This is a genomic window from Streptomyces sp. NPDC006235 (assembly GCF_040613735.1).
Lineage (GTDB): Bacteria > Actinomycetota > Actinomycetes > Streptomycetales > Streptomycetaceae > Streptomyces.
On sequence record NZ_JBEXSR010000010.1, the window covers coordinates 63,387 to 81,842 of the forward strand.

At 72.7% G+C, this 18,456-nt stretch carries 14 protein-coding genes; 2 read left to right on the forward strand and 12 right to left on the reverse strand.

Annotated features, from left to right (window positions below; all coding sequences use genetic code 11):
• Positions 1 to 16: 16 nt before the first annotated feature.
• From ABZ192_RS14885 to ABZ192_RS14900, 4 genes are read right to left on the reverse strand one after another with little or no spacing between them, the layout of a single operon-like run.
• Positions 17 to 886, reverse strand: coding sequence for a sugar phosphate isomerase/epimerase (locus ABZ192_RS14885; RefSeq protein WP_356924906.1), 870 nt, complete (start codon positions 884 to 886; stop codon positions 17 to 19).
• The gene (locus ABZ192_RS14890; RefSeq protein WP_356924907.1) at positions 883 to 1,902 is read right to left on the reverse strand and encodes a Gfo/Idh/MocA family oxidoreductase; all 1,020 of its coding nucleotides are present in this window, start codon (positions 1,900 to 1,902) and stop codon (positions 883 to 885) included. Before ABZ192_RS14890 ends, ABZ192_RS14885 begins: the two co-directional genes overlap by 4 nt.
• Before the next feature lie 22 nt (positions 1,903 to 1,924).
• Positions 1,925 to 3,364 (reverse strand): sugar porter family MFS transporter, encoded by a 1,440-nt coding sequence (locus ABZ192_RS14895; protein ID WP_356924908.1) that lies wholly within the window; start codon positions 3,362 to 3,364, stop codon positions 1,925 to 1,927.
• 10 nt (positions 3,365 to 3,374) lie between these two features.
• Positions 3,375 to 4,325, reverse strand: a complete 951-nt coding sequence (locus ABZ192_RS14900; protein ID WP_356924909.1) for a TIM barrel protein — start codon at positions 4,323 to 4,325, stop codon at positions 3,375 to 3,377.
• 220 nt (positions 4,326 to 4,545) lie between these two features.
• Here ABZ192_RS14900 and ABZ192_RS14905 point away from each other — a divergent pair, with 220 nt between their 5' ends.
• On the forward strand, positions 4,546 to 5,547 hold the full coding sequence (locus tag ABZ192_RS14905; RefSeq protein ID WP_356925038.1) for a LacI family DNA-binding transcriptional regulator: 1,002 nt from the start codon (positions 4,546 to 4,548) through the stop codon (positions 5,545 to 5,547).
• 11 nt (positions 5,548 to 5,558) lie between these two features.
• Here the strand turns inward: ABZ192_RS14905 and ABZ192_RS14910 are convergent, their stop codons facing one another.
• The 3 genes from ABZ192_RS14910 to ABZ192_RS14920 form a co-directional block, all read right to left on the reverse strand.
• Positions 5,559 to 6,563, reverse strand: coding sequence for a substrate-binding domain-containing protein (locus tag ABZ192_RS14910; protein WP_356924910.1), 1,005 nt, complete (start codon positions 6,561 to 6,563; stop codon positions 5,559 to 5,561).
• Positions 6,564 to 6,861: 298 nt separating this feature from the next.
• The gene (locus ABZ192_RS14915) at positions 6,862 to 7,275 is read right to left on the reverse strand and encodes a VOC family protein (RefSeq protein WP_356924911.1); all 414 of its coding nucleotides are present in this window, start codon (positions 7,273 to 7,275) and stop codon (positions 6,862 to 6,864) included.
• Positions 7,276 to 7,321: 46 nt separating this feature from the next.
• Positions 7,322 to 7,552 carry a hypothetical protein gene (locus tag ABZ192_RS14920; protein WP_356924912.1) on the reverse strand — a complete coding sequence of 77 codons (231 nt, stop codon included), beginning with the start codon at positions 7,550 to 7,552 and terminating at the stop codon, positions 7,322 to 7,324.
• 165 nt (positions 7,553 to 7,717) lie between these two features.
• On the opposite strand from ABZ192_RS14920, the gene ABZ192_RS14925 reads away from it, so the two are divergent.
• Positions 7,718 to 9,439, forward strand: a complete 1,722-nt coding sequence (locus ABZ192_RS14925; RefSeq protein WP_356924913.1) for a hypothetical protein — start codon at positions 7,718 to 7,720, stop codon at positions 9,437 to 9,439.
• Between the two features lie 67 nt (positions 9,440 to 9,506).
• On the opposite strand, the gene ABZ192_RS14930 is transcribed toward ABZ192_RS14925, so the two are convergent.
• The 5 genes from ABZ192_RS14930 to ABZ192_RS14950 all read right to left on the reverse strand — a co-directional run bounded on the left by ABZ192_RS14930 (position 9,507) and on the right by ABZ192_RS14950 (position 18,397).
• Positions 9,507 to 10,184 carry a cutinase family protein gene (locus tag ABZ192_RS14930; protein ID WP_356924914.1) on the reverse strand — a complete coding sequence of 226 codons (678 nt, stop codon included), beginning with the start codon at positions 10,182 to 10,184 and terminating at the stop codon, positions 9,507 to 9,509.
• Between the two features lie 154 nt (positions 10,185 to 10,338).
• On the reverse strand, positions 10,339 to 11,556 hold the full coding sequence (locus ABZ192_RS14935; RefSeq protein WP_356924915.1) for a helix-turn-helix domain-containing protein: 1,218 nt from the start codon (positions 11,554 to 11,556) through the stop codon (positions 10,339 to 10,341).
• A 122-nt stretch (positions 11,557 to 11,678) separates the two neighbouring features.
• Positions 11,679 to 12,638: an alpha/beta hydrolase family protein gene (locus ABZ192_RS14940; protein WP_356924916.1), complete on the reverse strand. Its 960-nt coding sequence runs from the start codon at positions 12,636 to 12,638 to the stop codon at positions 11,679 to 11,681.
• A 21-nt stretch (positions 12,639 to 12,659) separates the two neighbouring features.
• Entirely contained in the window at positions 12,660 to 16,637 is a 3,978-nt protein-coding gene (locus ABZ192_RS14945; RefSeq protein WP_356924917.1) for a type I polyketide synthase, read from the reverse strand.
• Positions 16,634 to 18,397 carry a fatty acyl-AMP ligase gene (locus tag ABZ192_RS14950; protein ID WP_356924918.1) on the reverse strand — a complete coding sequence of 588 codons (1,764 nt, stop codon included), beginning with the start codon at positions 18,395 to 18,397 and terminating at the stop codon, positions 16,634 to 16,636. Before ABZ192_RS14950 ends, ABZ192_RS14945 begins: the two co-directional genes overlap by 4 nt.
• Between the last annotated feature and the right edge of the window lie 59 nt (positions 18,398 to 18,456).

The window sequence follows — 18,456 nt, forward strand, 5'->3', positions numbered from 1 at the left end:
GGTTCGAGGACGCCTCTCAGGCGGCGAGTTCCTTGCGGATGCGGTCCAGCATGAACGCCGACGACTCCCGGGCCCGTTCCTCCCAGGCGAAGACACAGGACGTGGCGACACCGTCGAAGCCCAGCTCGCGCAGCGTGCCGAAGAAGGCGTCCCAGTCCACTTCGCCCTGGCCGATGTCCAGGTGCTGGTGGATACGGGCCGGGGTGCCCGGGGGGTTGAGGATGTAGCGCAGGCCGGACGAGCCCTTGTGATTGAAGGAGTCCGCGATGTGCACGTGCTGGAGCTTGTCACCGGCGTAGCGCATCATCGCCGCGATGTCGGCGCCGACCTCGTCAGGCCCGGAGAGGTGGAAGGAGTGCGGGGCGCAGTAGAGGTAGTTCACCCACGGCTTGTTGATCGCGCGGACGAGATCGACGGCGGGGGTGTTCTCCTCGCAGAAGTCGTCCGGGTGCGCCTCCAGGTTCAGAGCGATGCCTTCGCGCTCGAACATCGGCAGCAGTTCCTCCAGCGAGCGCCAGAAGGCGGCCTCGCTCTCGGCGGCGCGCTCGGGCCGGCCGTTGAACTCCGAGTTCATCAGCGGGCATTCGAGCTCGACGGTGATCTCGATCATCCGCTTCCAGTAGCGTACGGCGGCCTGCCGCTCGGTCTCGTCCGGCGAGGACCACTTGTACAGCGGCAGCACCGAGGACAGGTGCACACCGTGCCGGCGCAGCGACTGCTTCAGCTCCGCCACCCGCGCGTCGTCAGCACGTGGGTGCAGGAAGAACGGCATGAAGTCCGCGCGCGGCGACAACTCGATGTACTCGTAGCCGAGTTCGGCCACCGTGCGCACCATGTCGTCGATCGGCAGGGAGCGGAACATATAGGGGTCGAGGGCGATCTTCACGCGGTCCCTCCGTAGAACGCGGGGCGGGGCTTCATGTCGGTGGTGACTCTCTCGCCGCCGGCCTCCAGGGACCGGACGGCCGCGTCGGTGATGACGGTGGCGGCGTAACCGTCCCAGGAGGACGGGCCGGTGGGCTCGGCGCCGGCGGCCACCGAGGCGACCCACTCGCGGAACTCGGTGTCGAAGGCCTCCGCGAACCGGTCCTTCCAGTCCTGGAGGACACCCGTGCCGTGCCGGGCGGCGGTGCGGACCCCGACGGCCGCCGGGTCGGGCAGCCGCACCAGGCCGTCCTCGCCGACGACCTCGCACTGGATGTCGTAGCCGTACTGGCAGTTGACGAAGACCTCCAGGTCGATCCGGACGCCCTCGGACGTCTCGAAGACCATGATCTGAGGGTCCTTGAGGTGCGCGAAGCGCTTGCTCGTGGCGCGCGGGGTGACCACCTGCGCGGAGACGATCTCGTCGTCGAGCAGCCAGCGCAGCACGTCGATCTCGTGCACGGCGGTGTCCTGGGCGGCCATGGCGGAGTGGTACGACTCCGGCACGGTCGGGTTGCGGTGGGCGCAGTGCACGATCAGCGGGGCCCCGAGCGAGCCGGTCGACAGGACCTCCTTCATCTGGCGGTAGCCGGCGTCGAAGCGGCGCATGAAGCCGACCTGCACCAGGCGGCGGCCGTGCGCCCGCTCGGCCTCCACGATCCGCAGACAGTCCACGGCGGTCGTGGCGAGGGGCTTCTCGCAGAACACCGGCTTGCCGGCCGCGATCGCGCCCAGGACGTGCTCGGCGTGGGTGGGCCCCCAGGAGGTGACGAGCACGGCGTCCACGTCGGGGGAGGCGATCAGCTCCGCGCCGGTGGGCAGCGCGATGGCACCCACCCGGGCCGCCACCTCGGAGGCGCGCCCGGCGTCGATGTCGGTCACGGCCGTGACGGCGGCCCCGGTGACGACCTCGGTGAGCCGCCGGATGTGGTCCTGGCCGATCATTCCGGCGCCGATGACGCCTACACGTACGGTCATGGTCGTTCCTTCGAGGGGAGGGTCAGGAGAAGCGGGTGCGCAGTTCGGCTTCGAGGGTTTCGAGGGTGCGGCCCTTGGTCTCGGGGACGTAGCGCTTGACGAAGGCGAGCGACAGCAAGCCCGCCACCACGAACAGGAAGAAGGTGTTGGAGATCCCGATCCCGGAGACCAGGGACGGGAAGACCAGCCCGATCACGAAGTTGGTCAGCCACAGCACCACGGCCGCGACGCCCATGCCGAAGCCGCGCATCCGCATCGGGAAGATCTCCGACAGCATCAGCCAGGTCACCGGCGAGATCGCGCCCTGCTGGAAGGCGAGGAACGTGACCGTCATGGCGAGCACCGCGAACGCCCGCGCGTCACCCGAGGGAAGCACCAGGGAGAAGACGCCGATCAGCAACAGGGCGGTGGTCGTACCGGCCTGACCGGTCATCAGCATCGGGCGGCGCGGTACCCGGCCCAGCAGCCAGATGCCGACGAAGGTGGCCAGCACCGAGATCACACCGTTGGCGATGTTCGCCGTCAGCGCGCTGTCGGCGGCGAAACCGGCGTCGGTGAGGATCTGCGTCCCGTAGTACATGATCGTGTTGACGCCGGTGATCTGCTGCACGATCGCGATGCCGAACCCGACGAACATCAGCTTGCGCACCCACGGCGTGCTCTTCATGTCCTGCCAGCCGCCGAGCTTGGCCTGCTCGTCCTTGACGGCGAGCGCGGACACCTCCTTCAGCTCGGCCTCGGCCCGGGCCTGGGACCGCACCTGCCTGAGGACGTCGAGGGCCTCCCCGAAGCGGCTCTGGGAGGCCAGCCAGCGCGGGCTCTCCGGCATCACCAGCATGCCGAACCAGAGCACCACCGCCGGCACCGTCGCGATGACCAGCATCCAGCGCCACACGCCACCGGACTCGCCGCCGACCTGGGCGATGATCGCGTTGAACGTGAAGGCCAGCAGCTGACCGCTGACGATCATCAGCTCGTTGCGGGTCACGAGGGCACCGCGCCGCTCGGCGGGCGACACCTCCGCGAGATACACCGGCACGGTCACCGACGCGCCGCCGACCGCGAGGCCGAGCACGAACCGCGCCACGATCATCACCTCGGTCGTCGGGGCGAGCGTGCAGCCGAGCGCGCCGACGAAGAACAGCACGGCCAGCAGCAGGATGTTGCGCCGCCTGCCGCGCGCGTCCGACAACCGGCCGCCGGTCACCGCGCCCAGCGCGGCACCCAGCAGCAGCGAGCTGGTGACCATGCCCTCGGTGACCGGGGTCAGACCGAGGTCCTCGGTCATGTAGGGCAGGGCGCCGTTGATGACGCCGGTGTCGTAGCCGAAGAGCAGACCACCGAACGTGGCGATGATCGTGATCAGCCTCAGCCGCCGCCTGACCGCCGGGGGAGCATCGTCCGCGACGGCGGTGGCGGGGGGCGGGACGGGGGCCGGTGTCGTGTCGTCCGTGACGTCCATGGGCCGTTCCTTACCTGTCGATGTTCGGGCGCCGGGTACCCGACAGTCCGCAGCCGGCCAGGTGTTCACGGGTGCTGACCGCGATCGGCAGCGGCACCCCGGGAGCACACGGGTACAGGTCCTGCTCGACGATCACGAACAACTCGGCGTCGAGCTTGGCGAGTTCGCCCACCACGTCGGCCGGCTTCGGCACCCCGGCCGGCGGTGACACGCACACTCCCCGCTTTACGGCCTCGCCGAAGGACAGGTCCTCGGCCGCGACCTGCGCCAGGATCTCCGGGTCCATCTGCTTGATGTGCACGTAGCCGACCCGCTCACCGAAACGGCGGATCAGATCGAGGTTGTCCCCGCCGCCGTAGGCGACGTGCCCCGTGTCCAGGCAGAGGTTGGTGTAACGGCTGTCGGACTCGTTGAGCAGCCGCTCGATCTCCGGCTGGGTCTGGATGTGGCTGTCGGCGTGCGGGTGGACGACCAGCCGTACGTCGTACTCCTCCAGCAGCAGCCGGCCCAGCCGGTCGGCGGCCCGGCCGAACCCGGCCCACTGCTCGGCGGTCAGCTCGGGCGACTCGGTGAACGCACCCGTCTTCTCGTCCCGGTACATCGGCGGGATGAAGACGAGGTGGTGTGCCCCGGCTGCGGCGGTCAGCTCGGCGACCTGCCGGACATGGGCGAGCATCTCGTCCCACGCCTCGGGCCGGTGCAGTGCGCCGAACGCGGTGCCGCCGGAGACCTTCAGCCCGCGGGCGTCCAGCTCGGCCTTCAGTCGCCGCGGGTCGGTGGGGAGGTAGCCGTACGGGCCGAGCTCCAGCCACTCGTACCCGGCCTGGACGAGCTCGTCGAGGAAGCGGGTGTACGACACCTGGTGCTCGTCGTCGGGGAACCACACGCCCCAGGAGTCGGGGGCGGAGCCGAGGCACAGGTTGCCGACGGTCGTACGCAGCGGGGCTGGCACCGTTGCCATGGTGAGAGTCCTTCGGGGAGCGGAAGGGGGCGTGACACTGATGCGCTCTACTAGCGCGCTCTAGTTCGAGTACGATGACCCCTGTCCAAATGTCATGTCAATAGGTTGTTGCCGGGAGATTGCCGAGTCCTGGTACGGGCCCCGTGCGGGGCACCCGTAAGGTGGTCGGCGTCGGAGGGTGGGTTCACACGTGGATGCATCGGGCAGGCAGCGGCCCACGATGGCGGACGTCGCCGAGAAGGCGGGTGTGTCCCGCGCGCTCGTCTCGATCATTTTCCGCAACCAGGCGGGGGCCAGCCAGGAGACCCGGGAACGGGTCCTGCGCGTCGCCGACGAGATCGGTTACCGGCCCGACAGTGCGGCCCGCCTGCTGGCCCGGGGCCGCAGCCGCACGCTCGGCGTGATGTTCACCGTGCACCAGACCTTCCACACGGACCTCATCACCGGCATCTACCCCGAGGCCGAGCGGCTCGGTTACGACGTCCTGCTCTCCGGTGCCACCCACGGCCGCAGCGAGGCGAAGGCGGTCGAGGCGCTGCTCAGCCACCGTTGCGAGGCGGTGATCCTGCTCGGCCCGGACGCCGACCCCGCCTACGTCGCCGGACTCGGACAGCGCACGGTCACCGTCTCGATCAGCCGCCGGGTGCCCCAGGCCCATGTCGACTTCGTGCACTCCGCCGAGGGCAAGGGCGTCCGGCAGGCCATGGACCACCTGGTGGAGCTCGGGCACCGCCGGATCGTGCACATCGACGGCGGGCGCGGCCCCGGGTCGGCGGAGCGGCGGCGTGCCTACCGCGCCGCGATGCGCCGCCACGGACTGCAGGACCGGGCGCGGGTGATCCCCGGCGAGCACACCGAGGAGTCCGGCATCGAGACCGGGCGGCTGCTGCTGGCCGAACGCGACGGCGGGCGGCCGCTGCCGACGGCGGTCCTCGCCGGCAACGACCGCTGCGCGATGGGGCTGCTGATGGCCCTCACCCGGGCGGGCATCGAGGTCCCGCGCGACCTGTCCGTCGTCGGCTACGACGACAGCCACCTCTCCCATCTGATGCCGATCGGTCTGACCACCGTCCGCCAGGACGCGGTCCTCATGGCCGAGCACGCGGTCCGCTTCGCCGTCGAACGGCTGGAGAACGGGGAACTGCCGCCGAGGGAGGCGGTGCTGGACCCCAAGCTGGTGGTGCGGGGAACGAGCGGGCCTGCCCCGGCGGACACCCCTTAGGTTCTGTCCGCCTAGCGCGTGCCCTTCTTGGCGAACTCGGCGACGCTGTCGACGTTGTCCTTCGTGACGAAGGCCGGCCCGGTGAGCACGGGAGCGGTGCTGCCGCCGCTGAAGTTGCCGTTCGTCCTGTAGAGCCACAGCCCGTCGACGGCGAGGTAGCCCTGGAGGTAGGGCTGCTGGTCGACGGCGAACTGGATGTCCCCGCCCTGGATGGCGGCGACGAGGTCCTTGTTGAGGTCGAAGGTGGCGATCTCGGCCTTGCTGCCCGCGTCCTTGACCGACTGCACGGCGGTCATGGCGATCGGGGCGCCCAGCGTGACCACCTGGTCGATGCTGGAGTCCTTCTGGAGCTTGGCCGTCAGGGTCGACTTCACGGAGGGCATGTCGGTGCCGTTGACGTACAGGTTCTCCGTCGTGCCCTTGAAGCCCTTCTTCAGGCCGGCGCAGCGCGCCTCCAGGGCGACCTGGCCCTGCTCCTGGATCACGCAGACGGCGTGCTTGGCGCCCTGCTGGTTGAGGCGCTCGCCGAAGGCCTGGCCGGCGATGTTCTCGTCCTGGCCGAAGTACTCGAGCATGCCGAGTTCCTTCCAGTTGTCCAGGCCGGAGTTGAAGCCGACGACGGGGATGCCGGCCGCCTTGGCCTTGGCCACGACCGCCTTCATGGCGTCGGGCTTGGCGGCGGTGAGCGCGATGCCGTCGACCTTCTGGTCGATGGCGTTCTGCACCAGGTTGGCCTGGTTTCCGGCGACCGGGTCGCTGGAGTAGACGAGCTTGATGTTGTCCTTCGCGGCCGCCGCCTGGGCGCCCTTGCGGATCAGGTCCCAGAAGGTGTCGCCGGGTGCCGCGTGCGTGACCATCGCGACGGTCATCCGCGGGGTGGTGGCCTTGCCCGCGGCGGCGTCGGTGCCGCCGGACTCGGACTTCTTCCCGCCGGAGCCGCTGGAGCAGCCGGCGGCGAGCAGGGCGCCCACGAGGACGGCGGTGGTCAGGGCGGCGGATCTGTGGTGTCTGCGCATGTCGGGTGCACCTCGGTGTGCTGGGGAGAGCGGGCCGTGCCCGGTCCGGGAGGCAACTAGAGCGCGTCACTAGCGCGCTCTAGTGGCAGGTACTATGCGGGCGCCTCCGGGCGATGTCAACAGCTTTGTCAGGACGTACCAACAAACGTGACGTTCCGGCGAACCGGACGTTCCGACCGGACGTTCCGACCGACCGGACGCTCCGGCACGGCGGGGCCGCCCGCACACACCGGCAGTGCACGGTGTGTGCGGGCGGCCCCGCGCTGTGGACGGTCCTTGACCGTCCGGTCGGTTCGGCTCAGCTCTCCGATCCGCTGATGTTGACCATCCAGGGAACGCCGAAGCGGTCGGTGCACATGCCGAACACGTCGCCCCACATCTGCTTCTCCAGCGGCACCGACACCGAGCCGCCCTCGGAGAGCTTCTCCCAGTAGCCGCGCAGCTCGGCGTCGTCGTCGCCGCTCAGGCTCACCGAGAAGGGCTGGCCCGGCGCGGACTCCATGCCCGGCGGGTTGTCGGCCCCCATCAGGGTGAAGCCGGTGGGGGTCTCCAGCATGCCGTGCATGATCTTGTCGGCGTTCGGGTCGTCCCCATGGCCGAAGTCGCCGTAGGTGTTGAGGGACAGGGTGCCTCCGAAGACCTCCTGGTAGAACTCCAACGCCTGCCGGGCGTCTCCGTTGAAGGACAGGTACGGGTTGAGACGCGAGACCATGGAAACCTCCGTGACGGGGCCGTTGTCATGGGACGGCGCTGCAGGCTCACGCCTCGTCGGACGACCCGTTGTTCCAGTCGTACGGGCCGCCGCCACGCCACTCGATCAGCTCGGTGTCGTCGACGGCCGTGTCGGTGGTGGGCAGGCCCTCGCGGTGCAGCAGGTCCAGCACGTCGAAGAGGCTGTAGGCGACGCCCATGCGCTCGCCGTGGATGGTCACCAGCCGTCCGCCGTCCGGCGCGGGCGGCTGCACGACCACAGGGGGTTGACCGTCCATAGCCCCACCATGCTCCCGAAACCGCCGGTTCGCAGCTCGACTGGCCCATAAGGGGTCCTGGTGCGGCGCCGGGCCCTGTGCGCCGGTGACAAGGCAGGATCCGGAAACTGAGTTCTCATCAGCACCCCCTGAGGGACCTCGCGCCGCAGCCCTAGCGTCCGTGGCATGGACATGAACCGTACGAGAAGAGGGAAGTGGCGCGGCGCCGCACTGGCGGTGCTGCTGACCGCAGGGACGCTCACGGCCGCCGCTCCGGGCGCCCGGGCCGACGGCGCGCGGACCGAGACGCCGGTCGCGTCGACGTCGCCGGTGACCGGGGTGACGGAGTCGGTGGTGCGGGTGAAGGTGCCGCTGCCGGAGTCGGCCGGGCCGCGTCCGGCCGCCTGCGACTGGCTGTCGTACCTGCGCTACCGCTCCGCCGACGGTCCGGCCGCCTCGGCCGACGCGGACCGGATCCTCGTCGCCCAGCCCGGCATCCTGGAAGGAGCCGGGGCGTTCGACAGCGTGGCCCGCAACACCGTGGCGCGCGCCGCCGAGCAGGGCCTGCACATCGAGTTCTGGGCGCTGGACCGGCGCTCCAACTGCCTGGAGGACCGTACCGGCATCGCCTCCGGCGACCAGCACACCGCCGTCGACTACTACTACCGCGGCAAGCAGGTCGACGGCCGGACCTTCGGCGGCTACGCCCGCAACGCGGAACTGGGGTGGATGGCGAAGCTCGGGATCGAGCAGACCGTACGCGACCAGTACGACCTGCTCACCGCCGAGTTGCCCTCCCAGGCGCAGCGCAAGCGGAAGGTGCTGTGCGGCGGGCACTCGCTGGGCGGCGTGATCACCGGGTACTTCGCCGCCGCCGACTTCGACGGTGACCGGGCGACCACGGCGGACGCCGGCTATAACCAGTGCGCCGGCTACTTCGCCCTCGACACGACCGTCTCCACCTCGCTCGCCGACCTCAGCGGCAGCCTGCCGGACGACACCAACCTGCCCGACATCGGCCTCGGTTACGGCGTGGTGCAGGCCGGGCTCGACACCGGGGTGCTGCCCCGCACCCTGTCCGCGCCGGTGCTGCTCAACCCCGAGACCATGACCCTGCTCGGCATCGCCGGGATGGGTGCCCTGAAGGACCCGGACGCCGAGGCCGACCTGCCCCGGTACCTGCCCTCCAACCTCAACATCGAGGCCACCCACCGCTTCCTGTTCTCCAAGGACACCGCCGCCTTCCTCACCGGCAAGCCCGCGGTGAAGGACTTCCGCCTCACCAACGGGGCGGTGCTCGGGGCACTGCTGGACGACAACTCCGTGCCGCTGGCGTTCCTCCAGACCAGCCTCGGCTTCTTCGACGGCGGGCCGATCGCCGACAAGAGCTTCCCCGTGGCCAACGGCGGTGACCAGCAGCCCGGGCTGTACGGCACCGCGTACAAGGCCATCCCGGACCGGCCGCAGGGACCGCTCTACACCTGGCGCAATTACGACCGCGTCGGAGACCCGGACGACCCCGGCCACCGGTCGGCCGACGGCACCCCCTTCACCGGCCCCGGCGAGGAGGTCACCGACGTGCGGCAACTGGCCCGCAGCCTGGCCGAGCAGCCGCTGGACTTCACCGAGCAGTACTTCCCGACCAAGCTGGTCACCGACATCCAGATGGCCGGCTCGCCCCAGGTCAAGAAGCTCGTCGTCCACCCCGGCGGGCTCACCGCCAACCCGGTGCTCACCGTCCTCGCCGGTGAGGGACTCCTGGCCGGCCGGGTCCCGGCCGAGCTCCACCCCGTGGTCGCCGACGGCTACCAGCACCTCGACGTCCTGACCGCCGCGCCCATCCAGAACAACGGCCGGCCCGAGATCGTCTCCACCAGTCTCGCCGGGTTCGCGCGGTCGCCGCGCTGACCCTCCGCTGTCGCACGCAAGGGGCCCGGGAGGAGATCCTCCCGGGCCCTTCGGCGTGCTGCCGGGGTCAGAGCCTGCCCGCGGCGAACGCAGCCGCTTCGTCCGCGTTGTCGCGGTAGCTCAGGTGCGCCCCGGTGTTGCCGCCGCCGCTCTCGCAGACCGGGTCACCCTTGGCGCAGATGTCCAGGGTGCGGCTCTGGTACGTGCCGGTGACGCTCTTGCCGATGGCGCGGATCGGGTTGCCGAACAGCAGCACCGCGGCGACCTTCGGTTCGACCGCCGCGGGCAGCGTGGCCACGATCGGGCTGCCGACCACCGCGCCCGCGCTGCTGATGCCGATCGAGTTGTCGACGACGTTCGCGCCCTGCGAATAGCCGACGAGAACGAACCGCTGATTCGGGCAGGCGGCGGCTTGGCTCTGCACGTGGTTCACCAGGTCCCTGTTGCCCTGCGCGGCAGACGTCAGGGAAAGATTGGCGGGGTAGTCCACGGCGTAGCTGGACAGGCTTTTGCCCGTCACTTTCTTCTTCAGTTCGGAAAACACCGGGTCGCCGACGATGAAGCCGAGCGTGCCCGGCTCGAAGGTGCCGCGCGCCGAGACGACCTCGACGTCCGAGCAGGCCGCGGCTGCTGCCGGGGCCGAGGTCGTGGCCGGGGGCGTGGCTGTGGCCGAGGGAGCCGAGAGAGTGGCCAGACCGGCCCCGCCGGCCAGCGAGAGCGCGGCGAGACACAAACGGATACGCATGGGGAATCCTCCGCGGGTGAGGCGCATGGAACGCCTGCGAAAAAGGACGGCCCGAACGTATTCGCTGTGTCTCCCGAAGTGTTATGGACGGGATTATGGAATCGCCGCGGTTTTTTATCACCGATTGAGTACGTCGCCGATTGTGCAGCGGTATTCAGTTCTGTGGTGTGCGCAATGACTCCGCACGCAACGCGAGAATCAGGTCGAGGCGGGTTTCCGGCTCGTGCAGGGCGTCGCCGAAGAGCTTCTCCAGCTGGCGCAGGCGGTAGCGGACCGTCTGCGGGTGGATGTGAAGCCGCGTGGCGACGTCCGGCACGTTGCTGCCGCTGAGCAGCCACGCCAGCAGCGTCTCGGCGAGCCTGTCGCGCTGCCCGGCCGAGACGGTGTCGAGCGGCGCGAGAACCCGCGCCTGGAGCCGTTCCAGCAGCGGCTCGTCGCCGTACAGCAGCAGCGTCGACAGATGGTCGGCGCAGCGCACCACGCCCTGGCGGGGCAGAACTCCGCGTCCCATCAGCCCGAGCGCCCGGGTGGCGAGCCGCAGCGACTGCGCGGCCTCGGTGACCGCGACCGTCGGGCCGATCGCGGCGGGCCGGCCGCGCAGCGCGAGCGTGAACGCCCGGCCGAAGCGGCCGGAGCCGTCCGGGTCGGGCACCAGCATGCGCGGCGGCCGGGACTCCATGTCCACCAGCGCGCCCACCGCGGCCAGCGGCCGGTCCTCCTCCCGCCGGTCCGGCGCCGCCGCGAGCGCCACGACCGCGACCGTCCGGGGCACCGGCCAGCGCGCGCCGTGCGCCAGGTCCTGCACGGCTTCGAGTGCCACCGGCCCGTCCTCCAGCAGCAGGTCGAGCAGCCGCCTGCGGCGCCGCTCCAGCTCGTCCGAGCTGCGCAGCTGCGCCTCCGCGTAACCGGCCGCTGCCGCCTGGGCGACCTCGTGCACGGTCCGGAACGCCAGCTCGCCGAGCGCCGCGACGACCGCGGAGTCCAGGCCGAGTTCCTCCGCCGTCCGGCCCATCAGCCGCCAGGCGTGCAGCCCCCCGACCCGCAGCGCGGACTGCAACGCGTCCAGGCTGCGGCCCTCCAGGGCCTCGCCGCGTCCCAGTTCGTAGTACGTCGCCGCGATCGCGCCCCCGTCGTCGCGCGGGTCGGCGATGTGGTCGACGAACAGGGTGAGCGCCTGCACCACCCCGGCCCGCAGGTTCCTGCCGTACGCCCCGTCGGCGGGCCGCGCGTACTCGGGAACCTGACGGCGGACCTCCTCCTCCACCTGGTCGGCGACGGCCGCCAGCTGGGCGCGCAGCAGCTCCGCCAGCTCGGGCGGCATCGGTGGCATACCGGGGCGGTCCGGCACGCCGTGCGGGGCGGGCACAGCCATCACGGACACTCCTTTCGACCGGAAGCGGCTCGCCCGCGGACTGTGACCGCTGGGACGAGAGGGAAGTCCTGTGTTGGACGGACGACCCCTGCGCTCCGTTCCGTGCCCCGACGGCACCCCCGTCACTCCGGCACGCCCAGCGTCTGGGCGAGCATCGGCCACGCGGCGGTGAACTCCCGCTTCCAGTAAGGCCAGTCGTGTCCTCCTCCCGAGTACAGGTGCGTGGTGGCCCGGATGCCGAGGCGGGCGAGCGTGCCGGCGAAGCCCTGCGCCGAGGGCCACAGGGCGCTCTCCAGGACCCCGGGCAGCGGATCGCCGCCGCTGCCGCCGCCCACTCCGCTGCCCTGCGAGACGTACAGGGCGGTGCCGCGCAGCCCTGTGGCGCGGGCCCGCGGGTTGAAGTCCCGCCAGGTCAGCAGGTTCAGCAGCGGATGACCCCACAGGGATGCGGCCGGCAGGTTCTCTCGGGCCACGATGGCGTCCATGATGGCGGGAACGCCGGGGGCGGTGGTGTCGAGGATGCCGCTGAACGAGGCCGCGGCCTTGAACGCCCCGGGGTGGCGGGCGGCGTGGGCCATCGCGCCGTAGCCACCCGTGGAGACCCCGGCGACCGCCCGTACCCCGGAGGCCCGGTAGTCCCGGGCGAGCAGCGCCGGCACTTCCTTGACCTGGAACGTCTCGTAATCGGGGCCGTCGCGCCAGACGCTGGGGATGCCGGTGGGGCCCGCGTCCGGCATCGCCACGATCAGGTCGCGGCCCTCGGTGAAGGCCTCGATGTCGGTCTCCCGGGTCCAGGACGTGTAGTCGTCATGGGCACCGTGCAGCAGGTAGAGCACGGGATACGTCCGCTCCGGCCGCGCACCGAAGTCCGACGGCAGGATCAGCCGGACCGGCGCGCTGCGGCCGAGCGCGGCGGAGGGCACGGACACGTCCAGCGTGCGCGGTCCGAGCCGGGTGGCGGCCGCGGCACGGGCCGTGCCGCCCGCGGCCCCGAACAAGGCGGCGAGGCCGGCGGCGGCCGTCGCTCTGGCTACAGTGCGCCGGGACACTCCGGCAACGGGCTTCGGCGGCAGGTCGGGCATGGCGGCTCCTCGGTCGGCGGTTCAGGGGGCCCGTTCGGCGAGCACCCGGCTCAGGTGGGCGGCGATCTCGTCGACGTGCGGCGGATCGAGCAGCGACAGATGGTGACCGGGCACCGGCACGACCTCCAGGCGCGGGCACACCTCGTCCCAGCCCAGCGCCTCGTCGTCGCGTTCGTACGCCGGGTCGCGCACCGTGTGGGGCGCGGGCTCGGTGGCGCGGTAGAGCACGACCGGCCCGTCGTGGCCGCCGGGACGGTGCGCCTCCCCGATGCCCATGTCCAGGTAGGAGGCGCGCTGGTGCTCCAGCGCCGCGGGCGGCACCTCGGCGGCCTCGCGCAGCGCCCGCAGCACGGTGTCGATGCGCTCCCGGTCGTCGTCCATGGCCACGAGCTCGTCGTACGGCAGCTCCAGGCGCACCCCGTAGGCGTCGGCGACGTGGTCGGCGAAGCCCTCGAAATGCGCCCGGATCCGGTCGGCGCGCGTCAGACCGGGCCGGGGGAGGGGGCGTACGGAATCGAGGAGCACGACCAGCGGCACGTCCCGTCCTGCGGCGGTCAGCTGCCGCGCGGTCTCCTGGGCGACGAACCCGCCGAAGGACCAACCGCCCAGCAGGCAGGGCCCGTCGGGGTAGGCGGCGGCGATCGCCTCGGCGTACCGCCGCGCCTTCTCCGGCACGGTCCGGGCCTCCTCGATCCGCTCCAGCCCGTACACCGGCCGGTCCGCGCCGAGCCGTTCCGCGAGCGTCCGGTAGACGGTGACCGGGCCGCCCGCGGCGTGCACGAGGAACAGCGGGGGCCGGGAACCGGTGGCACGCAGGGGGCGCAGCGGGGTGTTCTCGCGGGGGAGGGCGTGCCGGATCCGGGCGGCGGCGTCCTCGACCGTGGCGGCGGTGAACAGGTCGCGCAGGGGCAGTTCGACGCCGAACTCGCGCTCCACGGCCGTGCGGACGCGGACGGCCATCAGCGAGTCCAGGCCCAGATCGGCCAGGGCGGTGCCCGGGGTGACACGGGCGGGCGGGTGGCCGCTGACGGCGGCGATGTGGTGGGTCAGCCGGGCCAGGACGGACACTTCGGCGGGCGGTTCCTCCGGCTCCGTCTCCGGCACCGGCTCGGTGCGGGCCCGGCCGTCCGTCCACCAGTGCCGTACGTGCCGCCACCGGGGCACCGGCAGGTCGACGACCCGGCCGGGCGGCGCGGGCAGCCGCAGGCCCGCCACGTACAGGGCGCCCAGCTGCCCGGCGAACGCCTCCGCCCCGTCGCCGTCGCGGCGCAGGGTGGCCAGGGCGAGGGCATCGGGCACGGTGTCGGCGACGGGCCCGGTCAGCACCGGGTGCGGCGAGATCTCGACGAACGCGGTGTGGCCGTCGGCCGCGGCCGCTGCCAGCGCCCGGTCCAGGCGGACGGGCCGCCTGAGGTTGGCCGCCCAGTGGGCCGCGTCGAACACGCAGTCGCCGCGCGGGTCGTCGAGGACGGTCGAGTACACCGGGACACGCGGCCGCCGGCCCCGGACGCCGGACAGCGCCTCGGCGAGCTCCGGCAGCAGCGGGTCCACCTGGGGCGAGTGCCCGGCGCCGACGACCCGCATGGCCCGTGCCGCCCGGCCCTGCCCTTCCAGCCGGCGCACGAGCCCGGCCACTGCGGCCTCCTCACCCGTGACGACCTTCTGCCGGGGCGAGGAGTGCACGGCGACGTGCACCCCCGGGAAGTCCCGCTCCAGGGACTCCAGTTCGGTGTCGTCCAAGTCCACGACGGCCATCGCGCCCCCGCTCAGCCCGCTCAGCAATCGGGCCCGTACGGCGATGACACGCGCCCCGTCCGCCACGTCCAGCGCGCCCGCACACACCGCCGCCGCGACCTCGCCCATGGAGTGGCCGATCACGGCGGTGGGTTCGACCCCGTACGCACGCCACAGCTCGGCGAGGGCCAGCTGAAGGCCGAACAGCACGGGCTGGGCGACGTCCAGGCGGTCGAGACCGGCCCCGGAGGACAGGTGGTCGTACAGGGACAGGCCGCACTCGGGGGCGAGTTGCGGATCGAGTTTCTCCACGGCGGCGGCGAACGCGGGTTCCTCGGCCAGAAGTCTGCGCCCCATGCCCGGCCACTGGCTGCCGTAGCCGGAGAAGACCCACACCGGGCCGTGCCCCACCCGGTCGTGCTCCCCGGTCGCCACCCGTGCGTCCGGGCGTCCCGCCGCCAACGAGCCCAGGGCATCGGCGAGTTCGGCGCGATGCCGGGCGACCACGGCGGCACGTACCGGACCGCGGCCGGTGCGCCCGGCCAGGGTCCGGGCCACGTCCGCGGGGTGCGCGGTGCTCTCGCGCAGCCAGTCGGCGAGCCTGCCCGCCGTGTCGCGGACGCGCCCGGCGTCGAGGTCGGACAGCACATGCAGACGGGCGGTGGGCTCCTCGGCCGGCCGTACGGGGACCAGGCCGGGCGGCCCCTCCTCCAGCACCACATGCGCGTTGGTGCCGCCGAAGCCGAACCCGGAGACGCCCGCGAGGGCGGTGCCGCCGTAGCGCGGCCAGGGCTCCGGCTCGGTCACCACTCGCAGCCGCTCGTCGGCGAGGGACGTGCCCTGCGCGCAGTGCAGGGACGGCGGAATGCTGTCGTGGTGCAGGGCCAGCACGGTCTTCACCAGGCCCGCGATGCCCGCGGCGGACTCCAGATGCCCGAGGTTGCCCTTGACGGAGCCCAGCAGCAGCGGCTGGTCCGGGTCCCGGCCCGCGCCGAGCACCGCGCCCAGCGCGCCCGCCTCGATCGGGTCGCCCAGCGGGGTGCCGGTGCCGTGCGCCTCCACGTAGTCGACCTGCGCCGCGGCGAGCCCCGCCCGCGCGTACGCGCGCTCCAGCAGCGCCTGCTGGGCGGCCGGGTTGGGCGCCATCAGGCCGTTGGAGCGGCCGTCGGAGTTGACGGCGGTGGCCCGGATGACGGCCAGCACGCGGTCGCCGTCCCGCTCGGCGTCGGACAGCCGCTTCAGGATCACGGCCGCGCAGCCCTCGCCGCGCCCGATGCCGTCGGCCGCCGCCGAGAACGGCTTGCACCGCCCGTCCGGCGCGAGCGCGCCCGCCCTGCGGAAGGCGACGGTGACGGACGGCGACAGCAGCACGTTCACCCCGGCGGCGATCGCGAGGTCGCTCTCGCCCGTGCGCAGGCTGACGCAGGCGTGGTGCACGGCGACCAGCGAGGACGAGCAGGCCGTGTCGACGGCGAGGCTCGGGCCCCGCGTGTCCAGGACGTAGGAGAGCCGTCCGGCGGTGACGCTCAGGGCGCCCCCGGCCGGCGCCCAGGGATCGACGGCGGCCGGATCGGCGCCCGTGAGCTGCCCGTACTCGGGGGCCGACACCCCGACGAACACCCCGGTGGCCGTGCCCGCCAGGGACCCGGCCGGCACGGCGGCGTGGTCGAGCGACTCGTGGACGACCTCCAGCAGGATCCGCTGCTGGGGGTCCATCACCGCCGCCTCGCGCGGGGTGATGCGGAAGAAGTCCGCGTCGAACCCGGCGATGTCGTCGAGATAGCCGCCGTACGGATGCGCGTCGGCGGGCGGGAAGGCGGTGAAGTCGCGCCAGCGGTCCTCCGGGACGCGCCGGATCGCGTCGACGCCCTCGCTCAGCAGCCGCCAGTAGTCGCCCGGGCCGTGCACCCCGCCGGGCAGCCGGCAGCCGACCCCGACGACGGCGACCGGCTCGGCCGTCCCGCCCGCCAGTCCGGCGCGCGGGGCCGGTGCCGCCTCGGGCGCTCCCGGGCTTCCCGGGGCCTGCGTGCCGCACAGCCGTGCCACCAGGGCCTGACCGGTGGGCGTCTCCCACAGCAGCGTCGTCGGCAGCTCCCGGCCCGTTGCCCGGGACAGTTCACCGGCCAGGGCGACGGCGTCCCGCGAGGACATGCCGAGGTCGGCGAGCGGCCGGTCCATCGGAACGTTCTCGGGTGAGGCGCCGTACCAGAGCGCCACCCGTTCGGCGATCAGCCGGCGCAGCGCGCCCTCGTCGATTGGGCTCATCCCGCGGTACCCGCCGTCGCGGCAGGGGCCTGCCCGCCGTACGCGCCCTCCAGATACCGGGCCCGGGTCAGGGCCCGGGAGACCTTCCCGCTGGAGGTACGCGGCACCGTGCCCGGCGGCACCAGGACGACGTCGGCGAGCCGCAGGCCGTGCCGGGCGGAGACGGCGCCCCGCACGGCCCGCGCCATGGCCGGCACGTCGAGCTCGGCGAGCCGCACGGTCCGCGCGTGCTCCGCCACGATCACCACCCGCTCACCGGCGCCGCCCGGCACGGCGAACGCCGCGAGCCGGTCCCGGCGCACCGCCGGGTCCGCGTCCTGGGCCGTCGCCTCGACGTCCTGCGGATAGTGGTTGCGGCCGTCGACGATGATCAGATCCTTCAGCCGCCCCGTGACGACCAGTTGCCCCTCCAGCACCGTCCCCAGATCGCCGGTCCGCAGCCAACCGCCCGGAGCGGCCTCGGCGTCCGCGAACGTGGCGCCGAACACGTCCCCCGGACCCCGGTTCCAGTAGCCCCGGCCGACATTCGGCCCCTGCACCCAGATCTCGCCGACCTCGCCCTCCGACAGCAGGGCTCGCGTCACCGGGTCGGCGATACGGACCCGCTGGCCCGCCGGAGTGCCACAGCCCGCCAGCAGCACCGCCCGGGGATCGTCCGCCCGGGCCGGCAGGGCCTTCCCGGCGGCCAGGGCGTCACGGTCGAGCGCGAACCGGCCGATCGGCTCACCCGGCCGGGCCGCGCAGACGAACACGGTGGCCTCGGCCAGGCCGTACGACGGGCAGTGGGTCTCCGGTGCCAGGCCCTGAGCGGCGAACGCGGCGTGGAAACGGTCGGCCGTGCCCGGGCGGACCGGCTCACTGCCGTTGATCAGCGCCGTGACCCGGTCCAGCCGCAGCCCCTCCTTCTGGTCGTCGGAGACGCTCGCGGCGCAGTAGTCGTAGGCGAAGTTGGGCGCGGCGCTCACCGCGTTCGGGTGCGCGGTGAGCAGCCGCAGCCAGCGCACCGGCTCCTGTAGGAAGGCGGCCGGGTCCATCAGCACCGACAGCGCCCCTCGTGTCACCGGGGCCGCGACGCTGAGCACCAGCCCCATGTCGTGGTAGAGCGGCAGCCAGCCCACGCAGGTCACCGGGCGGGTGTCGGCACCGTAGGCGGCGAGTGCCTGGCGGGCGTTGGCGACGACGTTGCCGTGGCTGATCTCCACACCGGCCGGGGCCCGGGTCGAACCGGAGGTGTACTGGAGATAGGCGATCGCCCCGGCGTCCGGCGGGACGGGCCGCCAGTCCCCGGCGGCGTCGTCGGGCACCTGGTCCGCGACCACGATCCGCGGTCCGTCGGGGCCGAGGAAGTCACGCACCTCGTCCCGGCAGCGGCTCGTGGTCACGACGGCCGAGCACCGCGCGTCGGCCAGCACACCCGCGAGCCGGTCCGCGTGCCCGGGCAGGCCCGGCGGATACAGCGGCACGGCGACCAGCCCGGCGGCCAGGGCGGCGAGGAAGGCGGTCACGTACTCCGTGCCCTGCGGGCACAGCAGCGCGACCCGGTCTCCCGGGCCGGCCTGGTCGGCGAGCCGTGCGGCCAGCGCCCGCACTCGTACGTCCAGACGGCGCCAGGTCAGGGTGCGGTGGACGCCGCGCGAGTGCGGTGCCGGGTGCTCGACGAAGGTGAACGCCCTGCGGTCCGGAGTGTTTTCGGCCCAGTGCCGGACGTACTCCAGCAGCGTCGGGCACACGGGCGCGAGCGGGGGGCGGCGGCTGTCCATCAGGCGGGGCTCCTCACGGCGCGGATCGGCCTAGGGGTCGCAAAGGGGGAGATGGGGCG